The sequence below is a fragment of the Nocardioides sp. NPDC000445 genome (assembly GCF_040300245.1).
Classification (GTDB): domain Bacteria; phylum Actinomycetota; class Actinomycetes; order Propionibacteriales; family Nocardioidaceae; genus Nocardioides.
This window is the reverse complement of sequence record NZ_JBEPDH010000019.1, coordinates 41,496-61,865: the sequence shown is the minus strand read 5'-3', so window position 1 is coordinate 61,865 and position 20,370 is coordinate 41,496. Positions and strand designations below refer to the sequence as shown.

20 protein-coding genes are annotated in these 20,370 nt (G+C 71.8%); 11 read left to right on the top strand and 9 right to left on the bottom strand.

The annotated features are described in order from the left end of the window. Positions 1–5 precede the first annotated feature (5 nt). The 3 genes from ABT304_RS23245 to pknB form a co-directional block, all read right to left on the bottom strand. Positions 6–950, bottom strand: a complete 945-nt coding sequence (locus tag ABT304_RS23245; RefSeq protein WP_350718848.1) for a hypothetical protein — start codon at positions 948–950, stop codon at positions 6–8. Between the two features lie 262 nt (positions 951–1,212). Continuing rightward, on the bottom strand, positions 1,213–2,121 hold the full coding sequence (locus tag ABT304_RS23240) for a deoxyribonuclease IV (protein WP_350718847.1): 909 nt from the start codon (positions 2,119–2,121) through the stop codon (positions 1,213–1,215). Between the two features lie 2 nt (positions 2,122–2,123). Next, positions 2,124–4,247 (bottom strand): Stk1 family PASTA domain-containing Ser/Thr kinase, encoded by a 2,124-nt coding sequence (gene pknB, locus ABT304_RS23235; RefSeq protein WP_350718845.1) that lies wholly within the window; start codon positions 4,245–4,247, stop codon positions 2,124–2,126. Positions 4,248–4,360: 113 nt separating this feature from the next. On the opposite strand from pknB, the gene ABT304_RS23230 reads away from it, so the two are divergent. Genes ABT304_RS23230 through ABT304_RS23220 form a run of 3 tightly spaced genes read left to right on the top strand, consistent with a single transcriptional unit; the run spans position 4,361 to position 5,602 of the window. Continuing rightward, positions 4,361–4,732, top strand: a complete 372-nt coding sequence (locus tag ABT304_RS23230) for an Rv2175c family DNA-binding protein (RefSeq protein ID WP_160024352.1) — start codon at positions 4,361–4,363, stop codon at positions 4,730–4,732. Positions 4,733–4,767: 35 nt separating this feature from the next. Then, positions 4,768–5,172, top strand: coding sequence for a guanyl-specific ribonuclease (locus ABT304_RS23225; RefSeq protein ID WP_350718843.1), 405 nt, complete (start codon positions 4,768–4,770; stop codon positions 5,170–5,172). Between the two features lie 7 nt (positions 5,173–5,179). Continuing rightward, a complete protein-coding gene (locus ABT304_RS23220) occupies positions 5,180–5,602 on the top strand; it encodes a barstar family protein (RefSeq protein WP_350718841.1) in 423 nt (140 codons plus the stop codon). On the opposite strand, the gene ABT304_RS23215 is transcribed toward ABT304_RS23220, so the two are convergent. After that, positions 5,603–7,165 (bottom strand): molybdopterin-dependent oxidoreductase, encoded by a 1,563-nt coding sequence (locus ABT304_RS23215; protein ID WP_350718839.1) that lies wholly within the window; start codon positions 7,163–7,165, stop codon positions 5,603–5,605. A 101-nt stretch (positions 7,166–7,266) separates the two neighbouring features. Here ABT304_RS23215 and sigK point away from each other — a divergent pair, with 101 nt between their 5' ends. Both sigK and ABT304_RS23205 read left to right on the top strand, forming a co-directional pair. Continuing rightward, a complete protein-coding gene (gene sigK, locus ABT304_RS23210) occupies positions 7,267–7,869 on the top strand; it encodes an ECF RNA polymerase sigma factor SigK (RefSeq protein ID WP_350718838.1) in 603 nt (200 codons plus the stop codon). Beyond that, positions 7,859–8,536 carry an anti-sigma factor gene (locus ABT304_RS23205; RefSeq protein ID WP_350718837.1) on the top strand — a complete coding sequence of 226 codons (678 nt, stop codon included), beginning with the start codon at positions 7,859–7,861 and terminating at the stop codon, positions 8,534–8,536. Before sigK ends, ABT304_RS23205 begins: the two co-directional genes overlap by 11 nt. Positions 8,537–8,673: 137 nt before the next feature. Here the strand turns inward: ABT304_RS23205 and ABT304_RS23200 are convergent, their stop codons facing one another. After that, on the bottom strand, positions 8,674–9,759 hold the full coding sequence (locus tag ABT304_RS23200; protein ID WP_350718835.1) for a polyprenyl synthetase family protein: 1,086 nt from the start codon (positions 9,757–9,759) through the stop codon (positions 8,674–8,676). Positions 9,760–9,793: 34 nt separating this feature from the next. Here ABT304_RS23200 and metF point away from each other — a divergent pair, with 34 nt between their 5' ends. Then, complete coding sequence (metF, locus tag ABT304_RS23195) at positions 9,794–10,684, top strand: methylenetetrahydrofolate reductase [NAD(P)H] (RefSeq protein ID WP_350718834.1); 891 nt, start codon at positions 9,794–9,796, stop codon at positions 10,682–10,684. 7 nt (positions 10,685–10,691) lie between these two features. On the opposite strand, the gene ABT304_RS23190 is transcribed toward metF, so the two are convergent. Both ABT304_RS23190 and ABT304_RS23185 read right to left on the bottom strand, forming a co-directional pair. Then, the gene (locus ABT304_RS23190) at positions 10,692–12,017 is read right to left on the bottom strand and encodes a phytoene desaturase family protein (RefSeq protein ID WP_350718832.1); all 1,326 of its coding nucleotides are present in this window, start codon (positions 12,015–12,017) and stop codon (positions 10,692–10,694) included. Beyond that, the gene (locus ABT304_RS23185; RefSeq protein ID WP_350718830.1) at positions 12,014–12,649 is read right to left on the bottom strand and encodes a DUF4126 domain-containing protein; all 636 of its coding nucleotides are present in this window, start codon (positions 12,647–12,649) and stop codon (positions 12,014–12,016) included. The genes ABT304_RS23190 and ABT304_RS23185 overlap by 4 nt, the downstream gene beginning before the upstream one ends. 244 nt (positions 12,650–12,893) lie before the next feature. Here ABT304_RS23185 and ABT304_RS23180 point away from each other — a divergent pair, with 244 nt between their 5' ends. The 5 genes from ABT304_RS23180 to ABT304_RS23160 all read left to right on the top strand — a co-directional run bounded on the left by ABT304_RS23180 (position 12,894) and on the right by ABT304_RS23160 (position 16,752). Next, complete coding sequence (locus tag ABT304_RS23180; protein ID WP_350718828.1) at positions 12,894–13,487, top strand: hypothetical protein; 594 nt, start codon at positions 12,894–12,896, stop codon at positions 13,485–13,487. Positions 13,488–13,657: 170 nt separating this feature from the next. Then, entirely contained in the window at positions 13,658–14,119 is a 462-nt protein-coding gene (locus ABT304_RS23175) for an SAV_6107 family HEPN domain-containing protein (protein ID WP_350718826.1), read from the top strand. A 49-nt stretch (positions 14,120–14,168) separates the two neighbouring features. Further along, entirely contained in the window at positions 14,169–14,894 is a 726-nt protein-coding gene (locus ABT304_RS23170; RefSeq protein WP_350718825.1) for a methyltransferase domain-containing protein, read from the top strand. A 138-nt stretch (positions 14,895–15,032) separates the two neighbouring features. Continuing rightward, the gene (dinB, locus tag ABT304_RS23165) at positions 15,033–16,238 is read left to right on the top strand and encodes a DNA polymerase IV (RefSeq protein WP_350718824.1); all 1,206 of its coding nucleotides are present in this window, start codon (positions 15,033–15,035) and stop codon (positions 16,236–16,238) included. Between the two features lie 145 nt (positions 16,239–16,383). Beyond that, positions 16,384–16,752, top strand: coding sequence for an SCO2097 family morphological protein (locus ABT304_RS23160; RefSeq protein WP_160024339.1), 369 nt, complete (start codon positions 16,384–16,386; stop codon positions 16,750–16,752). A gap of 26 nt (positions 16,753–16,778) precedes the next feature. Here the strand turns inward: ABT304_RS23160 and ABT304_RS23155 are convergent, their stop codons facing one another. Beyond that, positions 16,779–19,067 (bottom strand): transglutaminase TgpA family protein, encoded by a 2,289-nt coding sequence (locus tag ABT304_RS23155; protein ID WP_350718822.1) that lies wholly within the window; start codon positions 19,065–19,067, stop codon positions 16,779–16,781. Continuing rightward, positions 19,067–20,359 (bottom strand): DUF58 domain-containing protein, encoded by a 1,293-nt coding sequence (locus ABT304_RS23150; RefSeq protein ID WP_350718820.1) that lies wholly within the window; start codon positions 20,357–20,359, stop codon positions 19,067–19,069. Before ABT304_RS23150 ends, ABT304_RS23155 begins: the two co-directional genes overlap by 1 nt. Positions 20,360–20,370 lie beyond the last annotated feature (11 nt).

The following is a 20,370-nucleotide window of genomic DNA, read 5'->3' as shown; positions in this document are numbered from 1 at the left end:
GGCGGCTACAGCGTCATCAGCCAGATGCCGAGCACGAGCATCACGATCATGAAGATCGCGCCCACCCACAGCAGCACGATCCAGGTCGAGGGGTTGTCCTCGGGCTCGGCGGCCATCAGCGAGGAGACGTACTCCTGCTGGGCGCCGTAGTCGCCGAAGTCCTGCTCGATCGGTTCCGGCTCGGCGACGTAGCCGTAGCCGGTCTGCCAGTCGCCGGCCTCCTCGCCGACGTAGGCATCCTCCGCGTAGCCGGTCGCGTAGGCGGGCTCGGGCTCGTAGACCTCGGCCGCAGTCTCCTGCTCCTCAGGCGGGGCCCAGTGGCGGGCCTGCCCGTTGCGCGACTCCTGGACGAGCATCCCGGAGGGCTGGACGAAGGGCTGGTACGCCGCCTCGACCGTGGCCTCGGAGACCGGCTCGGGCTCGGGGACGGGCTCGGGTCCGGGAAGGGGACCAGGCTCCGGGGTCGGGTCGGGGACCGGCTCCGGGTCGGGGACGGGCTCGGGCTCCGGGACCGGCGTCGGCTCCGGGAAGGGCGAGGGGTCCGGGACGGGCGACGGCTCGGGCTCGGGGATCACGGCCTGCTCCGCGGCGGCCGGCTCGTGTCCCGGCGGGGGAGTGGTCGGCGGAGGGGCGGTCGGCGGGGCGTACGCCGGACGGACCGCGGTGGTCCCGTCGGGCTCGTCGTCGGTGTCGAGCTTCTCCTCGACTGACGGCGCCTGGCGCCTCGAGGTGCGCTCGGTGGGCTCGTCGTTGGAGGCCGAGGACGCCGGGCCCGGCACGTTGTCGTCGCCGTAGGCGCTGATCCGAGGCAGGCTGAGGGAGGTCTGCGCCGCGTCGGGCTCGTCCTCGACGGCCTCCGGGGCGGTCGATCCGACGGGCTTCCGGATCACGGTCGTCTCGTTGGGCTCGTCGAGCTCATCGGGCTCGGGCTTCGCTTCAGCAGCGGACACGGGCGGCGTCCTTTCCTCTACATCGGTGGAGTCAGCCTCGGCTGCTCGGTCGGGATCCGTGGCGACCTCGAGTCCACACATCGGGCACGCCGGCTCATCGGACAGCCGGTGTCCACACTGTGCGCAGCTGGTCATGCCACCCCCATGGCGTCGAAGATCACTCCCGTGCGTTCCCAAGCGTAGACGACCGGAGTGAGGCCGAGCGGCGAGCTTGCTCGTCCGCTCGTGCCGAGCGAGGGAGTAACCATGCGAAGCATGGAGGTCACCCGCCTTGACCTTGGGCCGATGCCCGCAGATCGCGGAGCAGGGGGATATCGGGGTTGTCCGCGTCGCGAGAACCGGGTGTCTCCAGGATGAAGGGGACTCCGTCGGTCGCCGGATGCGCGAAGAGCTCTTCGAAGGCCTTCGTGCCGATGCGGCCGCGGCCGATCTGCTCGTGGCGGTCGAGGTGCTTGCCGCGTACGTCCTTGGAGTCGTTGGCGTGGATCAGCCGGAGCCGTCCCGGGCCACCGATCTCGACGATCCGGTCGACGCACGCGGTCGCGCCACCGGGTTCGTCCAGCGGGGCGCCGGCGGCGAAGACGTGGCAGGTGTCCAGGCAGATCCCGGCCTTGGGGTGGAAGTCGACGGCCGCCAGGTAGGCCGGCAGGTCCTCGACGCCCGCGCACAGCGAGCGTCCCTGGCCGGCGGTCGGCTCCAGCAGCAGCCAGGGAGCGTCCTCGGCGGCGATCTCGTCGAGCACCGGCAGCAGCGCCTCGCGTACCTGCTTCATCGCGACGGCGTGCTTCTCGGTCGCATCGCCGTCGGGGGAGACGAAGGAGCCGGTGTGGATGACGACCCCTTCGGCGCCGATGTCGGCGGCGCGGCGGAGGTTGTGGGCGACCAGGGCTGCCGACTTCTCGTAGGTGGCCGGGGTCGGCGAGCCCAGGTTGACCAGGTAGGGGGCGTGGACGAATGCACGCATACCGCGCCGTTCGATCTCTGCCCGGAACGCCTTGTCCTCGGCGGGCTTCCCGGCCGAGAGCGCCCAGCCGCGTGGGTTGCCGACGAAGATCTGCAGGGTCTCGCCGCCGACCGCGTCGGTGTTGGCGAGGGCCCCGGCGACGAGACCCTTGCCGACCTGTACGTGGGTGCCGATCGGGTTGCGAAGAGAGGTCCGAGAAGGGGTCAAGGTCAGTTCAGCCAGATCGTGATCTCGGAGCCGTAGGGCGCCTCGCCGCCGGCGGGCTCCTGCCGGGTCACGAAGTTGAGGCCGAGCGCGAAGTCGTCCTTCTCCTCCTTGACCTTGAAACCGGCGGCCTCGAGGGTCTGCTTCGCGGTGTCCTTGCTGCTGCCGACGACGTTGGGGACGGCGACGGCGTCGGGGCCCTTGGCGACCACGAGGGTCACGGTCTCGCCCTTGGGGAGGGTGCCGGAGTTCGGGCTCTGGCTGAGCACGGTGCCGGGCTGGATCTCCTGGTTCTCCTCCTCCTGGATCTCGACCTTCAGACCGTCGGCCTCCAGCGACTTCTTGGCGCGCTCGGCGCTACGACCGGTCCAGTCGACGATGTCGACGGGTGCCGGGCCCTTGCTGATCACGAGCACGATCGCCTTGCCGGGCCGCACCAGGGTGCCGGCGCGCGGCTGGGAGTTGATGACGTGGCCCTCGGGGACATTGTCGTTGAACTTCTCGATCGGGTCGCCGATGCCGAGGCCCTTGTCGCGGATCTCGTCCTGCGCGTCGTCGGCGAGCATGCCCTTGACCTTGGGCACGGAGTATTCCTCGACGCCCTTGCTCACGCTGATCTCGACCGTCGCCCCGGGCAGCGCCTTGTCGCCGCGGCCGGGGTCGGAGTCGATCACCACGCCCTCCTCGACGGTGTCGGAGAACTCGGTGTTGGCCGAGACCTCGAAGCCGGCGTCCTGCAGCTGCGTGGTCGCCGCGGCCTTGCTCAGACCGGCCACCGAGGGCACCCGCTCGTAGCGGCCGTCGATGAACCACCACAACCCGCCCGCCACCAGCGCGACGGCCACCATGGCGGCGCCGATCGCGATCGGGCCCTTCCAGGTCGCCGGCATGCTCCAGCGCTGCTTCGGCTGCGTGGGGGTCGGGGCGATGCGTACGTTCTCCTCGGGCTCGCTCAGCGAGAGCCGTGTGCCCGCGGGGAGCCCGACGCCCGGAGGCGGTCCCGGCGGACCCGGGGGACGACCCGGCGGCGGACCGGACGGCCCGGACGCTCCCAGGCCGAGAGCGGGCAGGACGGCGGTCGTCTCGGCGGCGGACTCGTCGCGAGCCCGTGCCGGGGAGTCGGTTCCGCCAGCGCCCTGGGTGCCCTGATCGGGTGCGCCGGGCCGGGGGAGCGCCAGGTCGGCGGTGAGGTCGGGGTCGTCGAAGATGCCCGCGGACAGGGTGGCCATGACCCGGTTGACCATGCGCAGCAGCACGCCGGCGTCGGCCGGGCGCAGCTCGGGATCACGGGCGGTCGCCCGGGCGACCAGGGCGTCGACGTACCGGGGGATGCCGGGGGCGGCCTTCGAAGGCGGCGGGACGTCCTCGTGGACGTGCTTGTAGGCGATCTCGACCGGCGAGGGGCCGCTGTGCGGCTTGCGGCCGGTGAGCAGCTCGTAGAGCACGACGCCGGCGGCGTAGACATCGGAGCGCGGCCCGGACCTGGACTCGGTGACCAGCTCGGGCGCGAGATAGGAGACGGTGCCGACCAGGTTTCCGGTGGTGGCGTCGTTGGAGTTGTTGTTCATCACCCGGGCCAGACCGAAGTCGGCGACCTTGACCCGCTGCGAGATCGAGGCGGCACCGGTGGTGATGAGCACGTTCTCGGGCTTGATGTCGCGGTGCACGATCCCGATCGCGTGGGCCGCGGTCATCGCGCTCAGGATCGGCTCGATGTAGGCCAGCGCCTTCGCCGCGCCCAGGGGAGCCTGTGAGGCGATGGTGTCGCGCAGGGTGTGTCCCTCGATGTACTCCATCGCGAGGAAGGCGACGCCGTCGTCCTCATCCTGGTCGTAGACGGCGACCACGTTGGGGTGGGAGAGCTTCGCCGCAGACCTGCCCTCGCGTACGAACCGCTCGGCGAAGTTGCCCTCCTCGTCGAGGTCCTGGTGCATGACCTTGACGGCGACGATGCGGTCCAGACGCATGTCGTGGGCCACGTAGACCGTCGCCATGCCGCCCTTCGCGACCTTCTCGACGATCCGGTAACGCATCCCCAAGACCTTGCCCAGAAGGGGGTCGGATGCGGTAGCCGAGCTTCCGCCGTGGCGCCCGATGACGTCGTCACGGGGGTCCGCCTCACTAGCCACGCGATCCTCCTGTCTCCGGTCGGAGAAGTATTCCGGACCGGGCAATGGTACGGACCAGCGGGTCCCACTCACGACTTTCCGGACCGGCTACCCGGGCCGGTAATGTGATTGTTATGAGCGATGTGCGGCTGGCGGAGCAGGACCTGGGTGCCCTGGTTGACGAGTGGATCGACTGGGCTACGGCCGCGTCGCTGCTCGGAGTGACCGTGGGAAAGGTGCGCACCATGATCCGCGAGCACGAGCTCGCCGCGGCGGTGCCGCCGGGGATGAAGGGCCAGCACATCCCGGCCCTGTTCATCCAGGACGGTCTGCCGGTCAAGGGCCTGAGCGGGCTGCTGCACGTGCTCCACGACGGACGCTACGACGACCGCGAGATCATCGCCTGGCTCTTCCTCGACGACGACCTTCCCGGCCGCCCGATCGACGCGCTTCGGGAGAACCGCGGGTCGGAGGTCAAGCGCCGGGCCCAGGCCATGGCACTCTAGACGACCAACCGTTCCGTACGTCTCGGAGGAACCTCGTGAGGTCGAAGTCCGCCCTGATCGGCCTGCTGCTCGCCATCCTGATGGCGCTGGTCGCCGGTTGCGGCGGTGACTCCGGGGCGGACGGTGGCGCGAGAACAGGCGCCGACCCCGAGAGCGGGCTCGCCTGGATCGCGGAGTCAGACCTGCCGCCCGAGGGCGTGGAGACGCTCGAGCTGATCGACGCCGGCGGCCCGTTCCCCTACCCGGGCAAGGACGGCAGCACCTTCGGCAATCGCGAGGGGATCCTGCCCGAGGAGGCGTCGGGCTACTACGCCGAATACACCGTGCCGACGCCTGGCTCCGATGACCGGGGCGCGCGGCGTATCGTCACAGGCGAGGGTGGGGAGTTCTACTTCACCGAGGACCACTACGAGTCGTTCTCACGGATCGACCGGGGGTGATGGGCACATGAGTGGACTGGCAGGTCTTCTGGCAGGGAAGGTCGATCCCGGCGTCTATCGCTGGCACACCGAGCTGGCCGCGGCAGACCTCTCGGAGTCGGTGACCGGCGCCGGCTGGTCGCTGGCGCAGATCGCCGACGTCGCCGAGACCAAGGACGAGGTGCTCGGTGCCATCGGCGCCGCGCTGGGCTTCCCGGCCCACTTCGGCCGCAACCTCGACGCGCTCTGGGACTCGCTGCGCGACCTCTCCGCGCCCACGGTGCTGCTGTGGGAGACGTGGGGGTGCGCCGCGTACGCGGATCGTGCCGGCTTCGACAAGATCGTCCGGGTGCTCCAGGACCGGTCGGCGGAGATCTCCGAGGACCGGCCGGCGTTCACCGTGCTGCTGCGCGGGGACGGTCCGGAGACGGACCTGACCGACCTGGGCTGATCACCCGACGTTGACCATACGAGTGGGGTAGCCCGTGGCTCCGTCCGGAGCGGGCGGTGCCTCGTCGGCGGTCTGCGGAGTGCCGGTGCGGTCGTACGCCCGCGCCTGGATCTGATGCTCGCCCTCGGTCGCGTCCCAGCGGTAGGTCCACTGGCGCCAGGTGTCGATGCTGTCCTCGGCGGCGAGCGTGGCGGGCTGCCAGGGGCCGTCGTCGATGCGTACCTCGACCTTGCTCACACCCCGGTGCTGCGCCCAGGCGACACCTGCGATGGTGCGTTCGCCGGGCATGACGTCGTCGCCGGGCAGGTCGATGCGGCACTCGGTCTTGATCGGGCCCTCGGCGGACCAGCCGCGGTCGGTCCAGTAGGCGCGGAAGTCGGCGAAGCGGGTCACCTCGAGCTCGGTGAGCCACTTGGTCGCCGAGACGTAGCCGTAGAGGCCGGGGACGACCATGCGGACCGGGAAGCCGTGGTCCCGGGTCAGCGGCTCGCCGTCCTGGGCGATCGCGAGCAGGGAGTCGCGGCCGTCGGTGAGCGCCTCGAGCGGGGTGCCGATGGTGATGCCGTCGGCACCGGTGGACTTCACCGCGTCCGCGTCGGGGGAGACGCCGGCGCGCTTGAGAACGTCGCGGATGCGTACGCCGGTCCAGGTCGCGTTGCCGATCAGGTCGCCGCCCACCTCGTTGGAGACGCAGCAGATCGTCACGCGGCGCTCGTAGAGCGGCATCGCGAGCAGGTCCTCGTAGGTCAGCTCGACCGGGTCGTCGACCAGGCCGTGGATCTTGAGCCGATAGTCGGAGATGTCGACGCGTGGGGTGAGCAGGGCGATGTCGATGCGGTAGAAGTCGTCGACGGGGGTCAGGTGGGGCGTGAGCCCGTCGATCCGGAGCTCCGCGCCCGCCGGGAGGGGCGCGGCGGGGGAGACGGCCGCGGGGATGGCCACCCTCGTCGCGGGGAGCCGGCGTGCGGTGACCACCTTGGCGCCGACCCCGCCGGCCGCACCCACCGCGGTCACCGCCGCGGCGGCGACCAGGAACCTGCGACGGTCGAAGCCGTCGGGCGCCTCGGCCTCGGTGGGCGGGCTGTCGACGTCGCGTAGGGGCCGGGTGAGGAGGATCAGCGCGGTGATCCCGACCGCGAGGCCGATCACGATCGCGACGACCCCGGTCGTCCCGTTTCCGGCCCGGTCCGCCAGGAGGGCGGCGATGTCGATGGCCCCGAGGAGTATCAGCATGCCCGCGCCGAGGGCGGGGCGGCGTACGGCCAGTGCGCCGGCGACCCCGAGCAGGGCCAGCGTGACGAGCCCGACGCAGGCGAGCAGGATCGGCTTGTCGGCGGTGCCGAAGGTGGCGACCGCCGCCTCCTTGAGCCAGCGCGGGGTGAGGTCGATGACCCGGTCACCGAGCGCGAGCAGGGGCGAGGCGCCGCCGGCCAGGGCGGCGATGAGCTCGGCGACGCCGAGACCGAGTACGCCGGCGGCGATGCCCGCGAGGGGGCCGTAGGGAAGACGCGGTGCCGAAGCGGAGCTCGAGGCCTTCTGCTCGGCGAGGTTGCCGGATGTCATGCTGTGGGTTCGTGGCCGATCGATGGGCGGATGGGACCAATCCTCCCACTCTTCGGCTGCGAACCCGGGATGAGATCTCTGATGTGTCGGAAGGGGTGCGCATGCGGCGAGCGCTGCGGGTCGTGGGCGACGAGTCGTTGCCCGACCCCGATGACGACCGGGACCCGGCGGCGGTGCTCGCTGCGGTCGCCGGCGGCGACCTCGATGCCTTCGGCCGGCTCTACGACGAGCTGGCTCCGCTGGTCTTCGGCGTCGCTCGGCGGGTCGTGCGCGACCCCTCGCGTGCGGAGGAGGTGACCCAGGAGGTGTTCACCGAGGTGTGGCGCCAGGCCGCCCGGTTCGACCCGTCGCGCGGCTCCGTCCGGACCTGGGTGCTGACGATCGCGCACCGTCGCGCGGTCGACACCGTGCGCTCCACGCAGGCCTCGCGGGCGCGGGAGGAGCACGTCGGCCGGCGCGAGCCGGTGGACGTCGCCGGCCCGGAGGAGGCTGTGGTCACGGCGTCGGAGCACGAAGGCGTACGCCGCTGCCTGGACTCCCTCACGCCGCTGCAGTCCCAGGCCGTGCGGCTGGCCTACTACCAGGGCTTCACCTATCCCGAGGTCGCCGAGATGCTCGGCCGGCCGCTGCCGACGGTGAAGTCGCGGATGCGCGACGGGCTGATCCGTCTCAGGGACTGCCTGGAGGTGCGCGATGGCGCCTGACGTACACGGTCTGGTCGGCGCCTACCTCCTCCACGCGCTGGAGCCCGGTGAGCGAGCAGAGGTCGAGGCCCATCTCGCTGCCTGTCCCGACTGCCGCGAGGAGGTCGACTCGCTGCGGTCGGCGACCGCGTCGCTGGCCGATGAGGTCGCCGAGACTCCGCCGGCGTCGCTGCGCGCGAGGGTGATGCGTACGGCCTCGGAGACTCCGCAGCTCCCGCCCGTGGTCGCCGCGGGCCGCGCTCGTCGTCGTTGGTTCGCGGGCGCGATCGCCGCGGTCGCGGCCCTGGTCATCGGCGTCGGCGTGACGGTCGGCGTCGTCGTACGAGATGACGACCCGCCCGCGATGACCGCCGCCCAGGTGATCGCGGCCCCGGACGCGCGGATGCACAAGGAGGAGACCTCCGACGGCGAGCTGATGGTCGCGATGTCCCACGAGATGCACATGGTCGCCGTCGACACCGCCCACCTCTCGCGCCCGGAAGGGATGACCTATCAGGTCTGGTGGCACACCGACGCCGGGATGGAGTCGGCCGGCGTCCTGGACGAGGAGATGGCCGTCGCCGTACCGGTCGAGGACGGCGACCTGATGGTCACCATGGAACCCGAGGGCGGCTCGGACCGACCGTCCGACAAGGTCCTCTTCCAGATGCCTGCCGAGCGCCTCTGACACGCCGAGGCGTCAACCAGGTCGGCCGAGACGTCAGGTAGGTCGGACGAGACGGCACTCCCGTCGGACGAGACGGCATCACGTGACGTCTCGGCCGACGGGAGTGACGCCTCGGCCGGCGGGGGAGACGCTTCGGCTCAGACCGCGCGCTGAGTGGCGGCGGTGGCGAGGGCGCGGAGGACCTCGGCGGCGTTCGCATCGAGGACGCCTGACGACTTGGCGTCGTCGAGGGCGGTGAGTCCCTGGTCGGCGAGCTCGGTGATGGTCTTCTCGACCTGCTGCTCGGCGCCGGAGGAGGCGATGAGCGCACGTAGCGCCGCGACCTGCTCCACGCTGAGCTGTTGGCCGAGGGCCTCGTCCAACAGTTCGGCGTCGTCGGGGGTCGACCCGGCCAGGGCGAGGGCCACGAGGACGGTGCGCTTGCCCTCGACGAGGTCGTCGCCGGCCGGCTTGCCGGTGACCGAGGGGTCGCCGAAGACGCCGAGGAGGTCGTCGCGGAGCTGGAACGCCTCGCCGACGGGGAGGCCGTAGGCCGAGAGCGCCTCGATCTGCTCCGGGGAGGCTCCGGCCAGGGCGGCGCCGACGTGGAGGGGGCGCTCGACGGAGTACTTGGCCGCTTTGTAGCGCACCACCTTCATCGCCGCCTCGACGTCCGCCGCGCCGCGGGCCTGGACGGTGATGTCGAGGAACTGTCCGGCGATCACCTCGCTGCGGGTGTGGTCGAACACCGAGAGCGCCGCGGAGGTCTCGGAGCCCCCGAACCCAGAGGTACGCAGCAGCTCGTCCGACCAGGTCAGCAGCAGGTCGCCGAGGAGCACGGCCGCGGCGTCGCCGTAGGCACGGGACCGGCCCGGCCAGCCCGCGGCGGAGTGGTCGGCCTCGAACGCGCGGTGGGCGGACGGCGCTCCGCGCCGGGTGTCGGAGTCGTCGATGACGTCGTCGTGCACGAGCGCCGAGGCCTGGAGCAGCTCGAGCGCGGCGGCCGCCCGGACGAGCGACTCCTCCTCGGCCGGCGAGGGGGAGGGGCGGACCGCGTGGAAGCCCCAGTAGCAGAACGCGGCCCGCAGCCGCTTGCCGCCGGACATCGACTCGCGAGCCCGGCGCAGCAGCGGTTCGACCTCGTCACCGAGCGGAGCCAGCCGCTCGGACTGCGTCTCGAGAAAGGTGTCCAGTGCTCCCTGGACGCGACGGCGGAATTCATCGGCGTCCCACGTTTCATTCACTCTCCGAGCCTAGGGCACTCACTACGATGGCCCGATGGTGACTGGACGTGGACGCTCCCTGGCGGAGCTGATCAACCAAGGTGAGCGCTCGTTCTCCTTCGAGTTCTTCCCGCCGAAGGACGAGGCCGGCGAGGAGCAGCTGTGGAACGCCGTGCGCGCACTGGAGCCCTACCGCCCCACCTTCGTGAGCGTCACCTACGGCGCCGGCGGCTCGACCCGTGACAAGACGGTCGCCATCACCGGCCGGATCGCCGCGGAGACCGAGCTGCTCCCGGTCGCCCACCTGACCTGCGTCGGCCACACCCGCGACGAGGTCGCGGCGATCCTGGACGCCTACGCGGCGAAGGGGGTCGCGCACGTGATGGCCCTGCGCGGCGACCCCGCCGAGGGTCCGCGCGCCGAGTGGATCCCGACCCCGGGCGGCCTCGACTACGCGGTCGACGTGGTGAGGCTGGCCCGCGAGCGCGGTGACTTCCGTATCGGCGTCGCCGCCTTCCCGGAGGGCCACCCGAGTGCCGAGTCGCTCGAGGCCGACGCCGACGTGCTGGTCGCCAAGGCGAGGGCCGGAGCGGAGTTCGCGGTCACCCAGATGTTCTTCCGTGCCTCCGACTACTTCGGCCTCGTCGACCGGGTCCGTGCGCGCGGCGTCGACATCCCGATCCTGCCCGGGATCATGCCGATCCTGAACCTGGCCGCCATCCGCCGCCAGAGCGAGCTGATCGGCGCCGAGGTCCCCGAGGAGATCGTCGAGCGCCTCAGCGCCGCCGGCCCCGAGCCCGCCGACATCCGTGCCGAGGGCATCGCCGTGGCCGCCGACCTCTGCCAGGAGCTCCTCGACGGAGGCGCCCCGGGGCTGCACTTCTACACCCTGAACCGCTCCAAGGCGACGTTGGAGATCTTCGCCAAGCTCAACGTGACGGTCTAGCCTGCGCTCATCTCTCGGCAGGCCCGATCGACTGCGCGACCAGCGCGGACGAGAGCCCGGCGTACGGCAGCCCGGAGCCGGGGGTGGCGTGGGCGCCGGCGGCGTAGACGTTGGGGAGCGGGGTGCGCGGCCCGAGGCGCTGGAACACCGTGCCGCGTCCCGCCCACTTCACGCCCAGCGGTGACCCGCGCCAGCGGCGTACGAGCTCGGCGGCGCCCAGGTCGACACGGTGCACGACGTGCTCCCGCAGGTCGATCTTGTGGCGCGCCAGCGCCAGCAGGACGTCCTCCATCAGCTTGCCGTGGGAGTGGATCGTCCAGGCGTGCTGCCCCTCGGGGGCGAGCCCGCGGGTGCGTACGACCAGGGTGGGCTCGCCGTGGAGCACCAGCTCGTCGGGAAGATCGAGGAGGTGCTCGGGCAGCGAGGAGAGCCCGAGGTGGAACGTCATCGGCGGGATCGCCGGCAACGTACGTTCCACCAACGGCCGCAGCGCCGGCAGCGAGCGCGGATCGAAGGCGACCACGACCGCACCGTCGGCGCCGAGATCGATCTCGCCGGCGGTGGTGCTGACCGCGACCGCCCGTCCGTCACGTACGACGATGTCCTCCACGCGGGTCGCGGTCTGCACCGAGACCCGGCGGGTGGCCATCCGGGCGGCGAGCACCTCGGCCACGACCCCCATCCCGCCCTCGACCCGCCAGGCGCCGAAGCGCTGCTCGAGATAGGCGGTGAGCCCCGCCCAGGCAGGTACGTCACGCAGCTCCTGCCCCGCCGCGACGAACGGGTGCGCCGCGACCAGCCGGAGCCGCTCGTCCTTGAACGTCTTGCGCAGCCGCTTGTGGAGGGTCTCGCGCGACCGGAACCGCTCCGCGACGGCCGAGGGCAGCGCCGTGGGCTCCCACGGCACCTCGAAGTAGTGCTGGCGCAGCACCTCCCAGTCGTCGTTGAACCGGGCGACGTAGTCGGTCCACTGCCGGCCCATGCCCGGGCCCAGCTCGTCGAAGGCCGTCAGTTGGGCGCCGCGGGTGCCGCCGGGCACCGAGACCGAGCTCTTGTCGGCGAACCGGTGCTCGCGGATGACGTCCATCGGCATCAGCTCCAGCTCACGCTCGGCCGGCCGCCCGGACTTGCGGAACAGGTCGCGCATCACCGCGGGCAGCAGGGTCGAGGTCGCCGAGGCGTCCCAGGTGAACCCCTCCTCGCGCACCGGCACCAGAGCGCCGCCGAGCCGGCCGGAGGCCTCGAGAAGGGTCACCGAGTGGCCGAGCTTGGCCAGCCTGGCGGCGCTGGCCATCCCGGCGTACCCGCCCCCGAGGACGACGACCGCGGTCACTGGACGGGGTAGGGCTTGGTCGTGCCGTCGGACGGGCCCCCTGGAGGAGGGGCGTCACGTCGTCCGCGCCGGGTCAGCCTGCGCCAGCCTCCACGCACGGCGCGGAGGAGGAGATAGACCAGCACCAGCCCCGCCACCAGCAGGATCGCGGCGATGCCGGCGGCGGCCAACGGGTGCTGGGTGGCGAACCAGACCACGCCGAGGACGAGGCCGTCCTCGGCCAGGCTGACCACCGAGTTGGAGACCGGCTCGGGGGAGGAGTTGACCGCCAGCCGCTCGCTGGCCTTGACCACGTGGGACATGAACGCCGAGGTGCCGCCCACGACGCCCCCGACGGCCGCGTTGAGCGAGTCGGCCTCACCGGCGAGCAGGACGCCGATCACGGCGCCGATGGTGGGCCGGATCACCGTGGAGATCGAGTCCCACGTCGAGTCGACGTAAGGCACCTTGTCCGCGACGAACTCGATCGCGAACATCGCCCCGGCGGCCGCCAGCACCGGCCAGGTGCCGAGCACGTCAGGGATCTCCTCGGCCCCCGTCGTCCGCTGCACGACGCCGAGCACCAGCACGACCAGATAGGCGTTGATGCCACTGGCCCACCCGCTGGAGAAGGTCAGCGCTAGAGATTCCATGGGGACATCTTGGCGTACGACACCGACATCCGAGCCTGCGACCGCGCGAGGAACGAGCGCGGCCGCAACGGGAGGAGGTCGAGCGAGCGCAGCGACTGAGCTTGCGAAGCCGCGAAGCGGGTCGAGACCGAATCGCGTCGGCCCGAGACCAGGCGCACGCGATCCCGTATTTACCTCCGTTGTGCCCCGTGCGGCAGAATGGGCTGATCAACGCAGAGTTCCCCCCACGTCGCAAGGAGACCGGATGACCATGACGACACCCGACGAGAACGAAGGTGTGGTCGTGAACGAGGACCTGGAGACCGCTGTCGAGGTGGCGGCCCTCGCTGCTGAGCCCGTGCCGCGGGAGATGACGTGGGCGGTCCGGCTGATCGTCGGTCTGATCGCGTTCAGCGCCGTCGTGGTCGTGGTCATGGTGCTGCGCTCCGATGACCTGGTGCGCGCGTGGGCGGAGGGCAACGCCTCGGCCAAGCGCATCCTGGAGACCGAGGGGCTCGAGGCCCTCATCAACCCGCCCACCGACAACCGGGTCAGCGCGCCGGCCTTCATCGCCCCGGCGATCACTCTGTTCGGTGTCATGGCCGGCATGCTCGGTGTGCTCGCGGTCTTCCTCCGCAACGGCTTCGAGTGGGCCCGCATCACGATCACCTTCCTGGTGTTCATCTCCGCGGTGGCCAGCGTCGGCGGCATCCTGACCGGCCCGCCGGTGATCATCAGCGTGCTCACCACGATCGCGATCGTCATCGCCGCGGGGCTGCTGGTGGTCATGTGGCTGCCGGCCAACACCCGCTACATCCACCCGCCGCACCTCATCCGCGGCGCCGTCGCCGACGACTGAGCGACCCGCACCACCCCTCGACACGCCCCGTCCTCGATTCGTCCTTGTGACTGTCGGTGGCGGGGTGTAGTTTGATCACGTGTTCGAACAGATGTTCGAACAACCAGGCTCTGGCGGGCGTCGTCCTCGACCCCCGACGCCCGCCGGAGCCGTCCACTGCGGGGTCGACCGTGAGCGAGAAGGACGACCCGATGCATCTGCTGCCGGCCACGACGCACAGCTACCTCTTCCGAGCCACCGAGACCCTCGCGGAGGCGATCGTGGCCGACGACGTGCCGAGCAGGTACGCCATCGCTCACGTCGCCGCACTCCAGGCCGCCGCCGCGCTGATCGCCGCCCGCACCGATCCCGTCGAGGCCGCGAGCCGCGCCGGTCGCCGTCGCCCGTGGAACGCCTGGGTCCGCCTCAAGAAGGTCGCGCCCGAGCTCTCGGAGTGGGCCGACTACTTCGCCGCCGGCGCCGCCAAGCGCGCCGCCGCGGAGGCCGGCTCGATCCGTGCGGTCACCGCGGAGGAGGCCGACGAGCAGGTGCGTGACGCCGACCGGTTCCTCGCCGTCGTCGAGGAGTCGCTCGGGCTGATGGCTCACACCTCGCCGGCCACTCTGTCCCGGCACGACCGCCTCGTGGGCTGATCCAGGTGTGGCGTACGCAGGGTGGGAGGCAGGGCCTACGCTTGGGGCCATGTCAGCTGGCTCCGCTTCCACCAGTCGTCGGGCAGGCGCCCGGACCGTCGCCGTCTGGGACGCGCTCGACCCGGTCCTGGCCTCCGGCCCGCTCGACGTCCTCGACATCGGCGGCGGCACCGGCACCTCAGCCGTACGCATCGCCGGGCTCGGCCACCGGGTCACCGTCGTCGACCCCAGCCCCGATGCGCTGGCCGCGCTCGACCGCCGGGCCCGCGAGGCCGGCGTCTCCGTCGACGCGCGCCAGGGCGACCTCGCCGCGCTCTCCGACGTCGCCGACCCCAGCGGTGCCGACGTGGTGCTCTGCCACGGTGTCCTCGAGGTCGTCCCCGACCCCGCAGCGGCGCTGGCAGGGATCCGCGAGGTGCTCCGGCCCGGCGGCACGCTCAGCCTGCTGGTCGCCCAGCGCACCGCCGCCGTCCTCTCCCGTGCTTTGGCCGGCCACTTCGCGCAGGCCGCCGAGCTCCTCGACGACACCGCTCCGCAGGGGCGCTCCGGTCGCCGCTTCGCGCTCGCCGAGGTCACCGGGCTGCTCGAGGCCGCCGGCTTCGAGGTCACCGACGTTCGTGGCGTACGTGTCTTCGTGGATCACGTTCCTGGGTCGCTGCTCGATGTCGATCCTGCTGCGACCTCTGCGCTGGTCGATCTGGAGCAGCGTTCGTCTACGCGCGCGGACTATCTTCCGCTGGCATCGCAGCTTCATCTGCTCGCTTCGCTTCGCTGAACGCTCGCTTCGCTTTGCTTACGGCTCGCTTCGCTTCGCCGGGTGGCGCCGACGCGGCGCAAAGGTCCCACCTCCGCTAGCGCTCCGGCGTGACATTTGCGCCGAGTCAGCGCTTGTCCGCGTCCTTGGAGGATCGGGGTGACCTCCTCCGCTGGCGCTCCGGAGGTCACCCCGATCCTCCATGTCGACATGGACGCCTTCTTCGTTTCTGTGGCGATCAGGCACCAGCCCGAGCTCTGGGACCAGCCGGTCGTCGTCGGGGGTCACGCAAGGGGCGTGGTGACCTGCGCCAACTATCCGGCACGCGCCTACGGGGTCAAGGCCGCGATGCCGGGCTCGATGGCGAGACGGCTGTGTCCTCAGCTCGTCTCGGTCCGTCTCGACTTCGGTGAGGTCGCCGACGTCTCCCATCAGGTCCGCGAGATCTTCCGCCGCGCCACCCCGCTGGTGGAGGTGGTCAGCGTCGACGAGGCGTTCCTCGACGTACGGGGAGCGACCAAGCTCTTCGGGAGCCCTGAGAACATCGCCCACCGGATCCGCCGCCAGATCGCCGAGGAGCTGAGCATCACCTGCTCGGTCGGCGTCGCGCCGACCCCGAGCGTGGCCAAGGTCGGCAGCCGCAAGGCGAAGCCCGACGGCGTCGTGGTCGTCCGACCGGAGGAGATCCCCGGCTTCCTCCACCCGCTCGACGTCGGCGAGCTCTACGGGGTCGGGCCGAGCACGAGGACCCGGTTGCGGCGGCTCGGCTTCGAGACGGTGGGCGACATCGCCCGCACCCCGGTGCCGACCCTCCACCAGATCCTCGGCCCACGCCTCGGTGGCCACCTGCACCGGCTCGCCACCGGCACCGACCAGCGCGAGCTGACCGGTCGGCTGGGCCCCGACCTGCCCGACCGGTCCACCGGCGCCCAGGAGACCTTCGGACACGACCTGAGCGACCGCGAGGACATCGTCCGCGAGCTGCTGCGCCTCTCGGCCCGGGTCACCCGGCGGATGCGGCGGGCGGGCACGGTCGGCCGCACGGTCGCCCTGACCGTACGGTTCACCGACTTCAAGACCATCTCGCGCTCGCGCACGCTTCCTGATCCCACCGACGTCACCCAGGAGGTGCACGCCACCGCGGTCCGCCTCTACGACGAGCTGAATCTCCGGGGCCGGGCCCTGCGCCTGGTCGGGGTCCGGGTCGAGCACCTGGTCGACCGCGAGGGCACCGACCGGCAGCTGGTGCTCGGCGAGCGGGAGCGGGGCTGGTCCGAGGCCGACCGCGCCATCGACCAGGTCGCCGAACGCTTCGGATCCAGCCTCGTACGCCGCGCGAGCCTGCTCGATCAGGGCCGGGGTTGACGCACCCGCCACTTTGCTTGACACAATCGGTCCTGGTTGTGCCATGTGGCAGAACGTCAAGGGGCAAGAATTTTCTGGGCTCACTACCGCCTTCAGGGTGGCCAGCCTAGACTTGGAGATGCCCCAACAGGACATGGGAGGTACGGTGCCACTCTCGGAAGAGGAGCTTCGCCTGCTCGAGCAGATGGAGCGCGCGCTCTCGGCGGAGGACCCGAAGTTCGCCTCCGCCCTCCGAGGCACGGCCCTGCGCCGTGCCCAACGTCGACACGCGGTCATCGCGGGCATCGTGCTCGCCGGTGGTGTCGCGTTGCTGATGACCGGTGTGATCTCGCGGATGTGGATCGTCGGGGTGGTCGGCTTCTTGGTGATGCTGGCCTCGACCTCCGTGCTGCTCACCGCTCTTCGTGGTGCTGCCGCGGTCGAGGAGGACGACGGGGACCACACGCCCCGCAGCTCGTTCTTCGACCGGGCCAGCGAGCGCTGGAAGCAGCGCCGCCGCGACAACGACCTCTGAGAGAATCACCTCCCAGGGGACCACCTCTAGGACGAGATCAGCTCCCGCTCGGACCGCGCAACCGGTCCGTCGGAGGCTGGCGCCGGCGGACGGCGGAAGACCGACGCCGGCCACAGGCGTGCCCGGCGACGGGCGCGCCGATCGGCGTGCTCCCTGAGCGCGGCCGAGACCAGGCGTACGTCGTCCCCGATCGCCGCGGTGTCGCGGTGCTCCGCATAGCGGTTGCGCTCGACGGCGGCCACGATCCGCTGCAGCGCGAGCATCGGCTCGCGATCCTGTAGATGCGGCGCCAGGCCGGTGGCCTCCTCCCGGGGTGAACGGGTCCCGGTCCAGGGGAGACCGAGGTCGATCGCGGTGTCGCCCAGCTCGCTCCAGCCGGCCTCGGCGTCGCCCGCGAGGCGAGTCGTACGCCGCCGGCGGCGGATCACCGCCGGCGCGGCGAGTGCGACCAGGCCGACCAGGGCGACGATCCCCAGACCGGTCCAGACGGCGCCGGCGTTGGACTCCTCGGTGCCGGTGTCGGCGACCTCGGGCGTCTCGGGCGCCTCGCGCTGCGGACGGTTGGGCACGGGCGCGACGCTGGTGCCGGCGCTGGGAAGAGGCGCCTCCGGCTCGTTGCGGGCGTTGCCCAGCGCACCGGTGGTGTAGTTGGGCTCGCTGGTGTCGGCGGCCGCCGGGGTCGGCTCGAAGCGGATCCAGCCGATGTCCTCGAACCACAGCTCGGGCCAGGCGTGCAGGTCTCGGCCGCGGAACTGCCACACGCCGTCCTCGTCCTGGTCGCCACCCAGGAAGCCGAAGGCGACCCGGGCCGGGATGCCGAGCTCGCGAGCGAGCACGGCCATGGCTGTGGCGTACTGCTGGCAGTAGCCGACCTTGTTGTCGGTCAGGAAGTCCAGCAGGGCCGCGCTGTCGGAGCCGACGTCACGCTCCAGGCTGTAGGTGAACTCGCCGCTGTGGCGGAACCAGTTCTGCAGGGCGACCGCCTTGGTGAACGGCCGGTCCTGGCCGGCGGTCCGCTCCAGGGCGATCTCCTCGATCTCGTCGGGGAGCAGCGGGAGGTCGGTCATGCCGGGTGGGGCGCCGACCCCGGGGTCGCCGGCGGCCAGGAGGCGCTCCTGGGACGGCTCGACGGGGGCGGCGGTCATCCGCCAGCTCTGGCCGGCGACGGTCTGGTCCCTGCCCTCGGTGGACATGAAGTCGAGGGTGTCCTCGTCGTAGCGCCACGGCCCCCGGGCGGTCACCTCGAGAGGATGGGAGAAGATCGGCAGCCAGGTCGACTGGAACTTCGCGCTCGCCCGCAGCTGGTAGGTCGTGGGATCGCCGAGCAGGGTCGCGTCGGACATCGGCGGCTCGAAGGTGGCCACGCCGCTGTGGTCGGAGGGCACGTCGCGGTTGCCCGAGGTCCACTCCGTGCCGGTGAACTTGGTCAGGGCTCCGACGCGGAGATAGGACGGGGGAGTCTCGGTGTCGCCGTAGACGGGGGTCACCGACACCATCACCTGGTCGCTCTGCCGGCGCAGGTCGTCGTAGAGCCCGACGGTCGGGTTGATCACGCGCAAGGGGCCGTTGCCGTCGCCCGGGCCCAGACCGGGAAGGGAGACGTTCGGGCTGGGCAGCCACGCCGGGGTGAGCAGCGCGATCACGACCGCGGAGACGCCGATGACCGCCGGCCCGGCGGCGGGCACCACCGGGAGGTCGTCGTCGAGGCGCCGGCCCCAGCGGCTCAGCTGCTGGGCTCGGTCGAGGCGCAGCATCACCAGGAACGAGATCGCGGTGAGCGCGAAGACGACCCAGGAGACCCCGCCCCAGCCGCCGGCGCCGATGATGCTGAACGGCACCGTGAAGACGCCCAGCACCACGAGCCCCATCATCGGCGGCCGCCGCAGAGAGACGGCCAGGACGTCGGCCAGCAGCACCGCCGCGACACCGCCCGGGATGAGGTAGGGCGCCACCTCCGACCCCGACATCGGCAGGTCGAACGGATTGAACGCGACGTACGCCTCGGTCATCTCGGCCGTGACCCGGGCCCGGCCGCCGCCGGTGACGGGGAAGGGGTGCTGCACGACCAGCAGGCCCGTCGCGATCGTGCCGAGAAGCACCTGGAGCAGAACCACGACCGCGCCGTGCACGCGCAGCAGCCGCGCGGAGATGCCGGTGCCGACCACGAGCAGGCCGGCGACCAGGATCGGGCCGAGGTAGGGGAACCGGGTGTCCGTGAACGAGCCCCACGACGACAGCGCGAACAGAACGGTCAGGAAGCACGTCAGCGGCACCGCCATGGCGGGCACGACGCCGCGCGCGTCTCGGGACGTCATCATCGCGCCGCCCCCGCTCCGGCTGCCGCGCCCCGGGTGCCGAGCTCGCGCCAACGGGTGGCCACCGAGTCGCCGACCCCGAGCTCGACCGCCTTCCAGCCGTTCTGGATGAGCAGAGGTACGCCGCTGGGCCGCTGTTGCTCCGGTGCCAGGTGCACCGCGCTCCAGCCGTCGACGGCGAGCGAGAACGCGAGCGCGGCCCCGGTGTGGTGCCGCACCCGGCGAAGCACTCCGGCGTCCTCCTCGTCGAGGGAGCCGAGCACCGCCACGGTGACTCCGCCCTGCCCGGCCTCGCCGATCCAGGAGGCGTCGATGCGGTGGTGCTGGACGGTCTCGACCACGGCGAGCGCCTCCAGCAGGGCGGCCGCGTCGGCCTGGCCCTCGCGGTCGTGCCAGCCGGCGTTGAGCTCACCGCTGCCCGCGGCGCCGGCGGTGTTTCCGCCGGAGGTCACCAGCCGCACCGAGTAGCCGGCCTCGACCAGGTGCACGGCCACCGAGGCGGCGACCACGACGGCGTGCTCGAAGGAGGAACCCGCGCCCTGGCCGCGGTGGACCGAGCGACGGTTGTCGAGGAAGACGGTGGCGCGGGCCTGCCAGGGCTGCTCCTCACGGCGCACCATCAGCTCGCCGAGGCGGGCCGAGCTGCGCCAGTGCACCCGTCGCAGCTCGTCGCCGCGGCGGTACTCACGCACCGTGACGTCCTCCGCGCTGCCGCCGAGGAACGCCCTCGGCCGGGAGTCGCCCGACGAGGTCGCGTTGCCGGTCAGGGGAGTCGGGGGCAGCGGGACCACTCTCGGCGTGACCGTGAACGGGACCGTGGACTGGAAGGCGCGGTTGAGCTCGACAAGGCCGAACGGGTCGGCCACGGTCACGCGCATCGGGCCGATGTCGAAGCGGCCCCGGATCTCGGAGCGGATCTGGTAGCCGAGCTTATGGCGCCACCCGAAGCCGATCCGGTCGACCACGAAGCGCGGGCGGCCACCCAGGGCGTACGGCACCGTCTCCTCCAGCAGCAGGGTCCCGGTGGGGATCCGGCCCTCGTTGGCGATGGTGAGCTCGACCTTGGCCGGCTGACCGGCCTCGGTCAGGTGCGGCTCGATGTGGCGCACCAGCGCGAGCCGGTAGCGGCCCCAGGCGGCGACCACCGCTGTGACCAGCGGCAGTGCGACCAGCAGCATCCCGATCCGGGACAGTGTGGCCTGGTCCAGCAGGATCCCGCAGACGATGGCGGTGATCCCGGCGGCCAGGAAAGCCCGGCCCCGGATGGTCAGTCCGGACAGCGCCTCACGCATCGCGCCCCTCC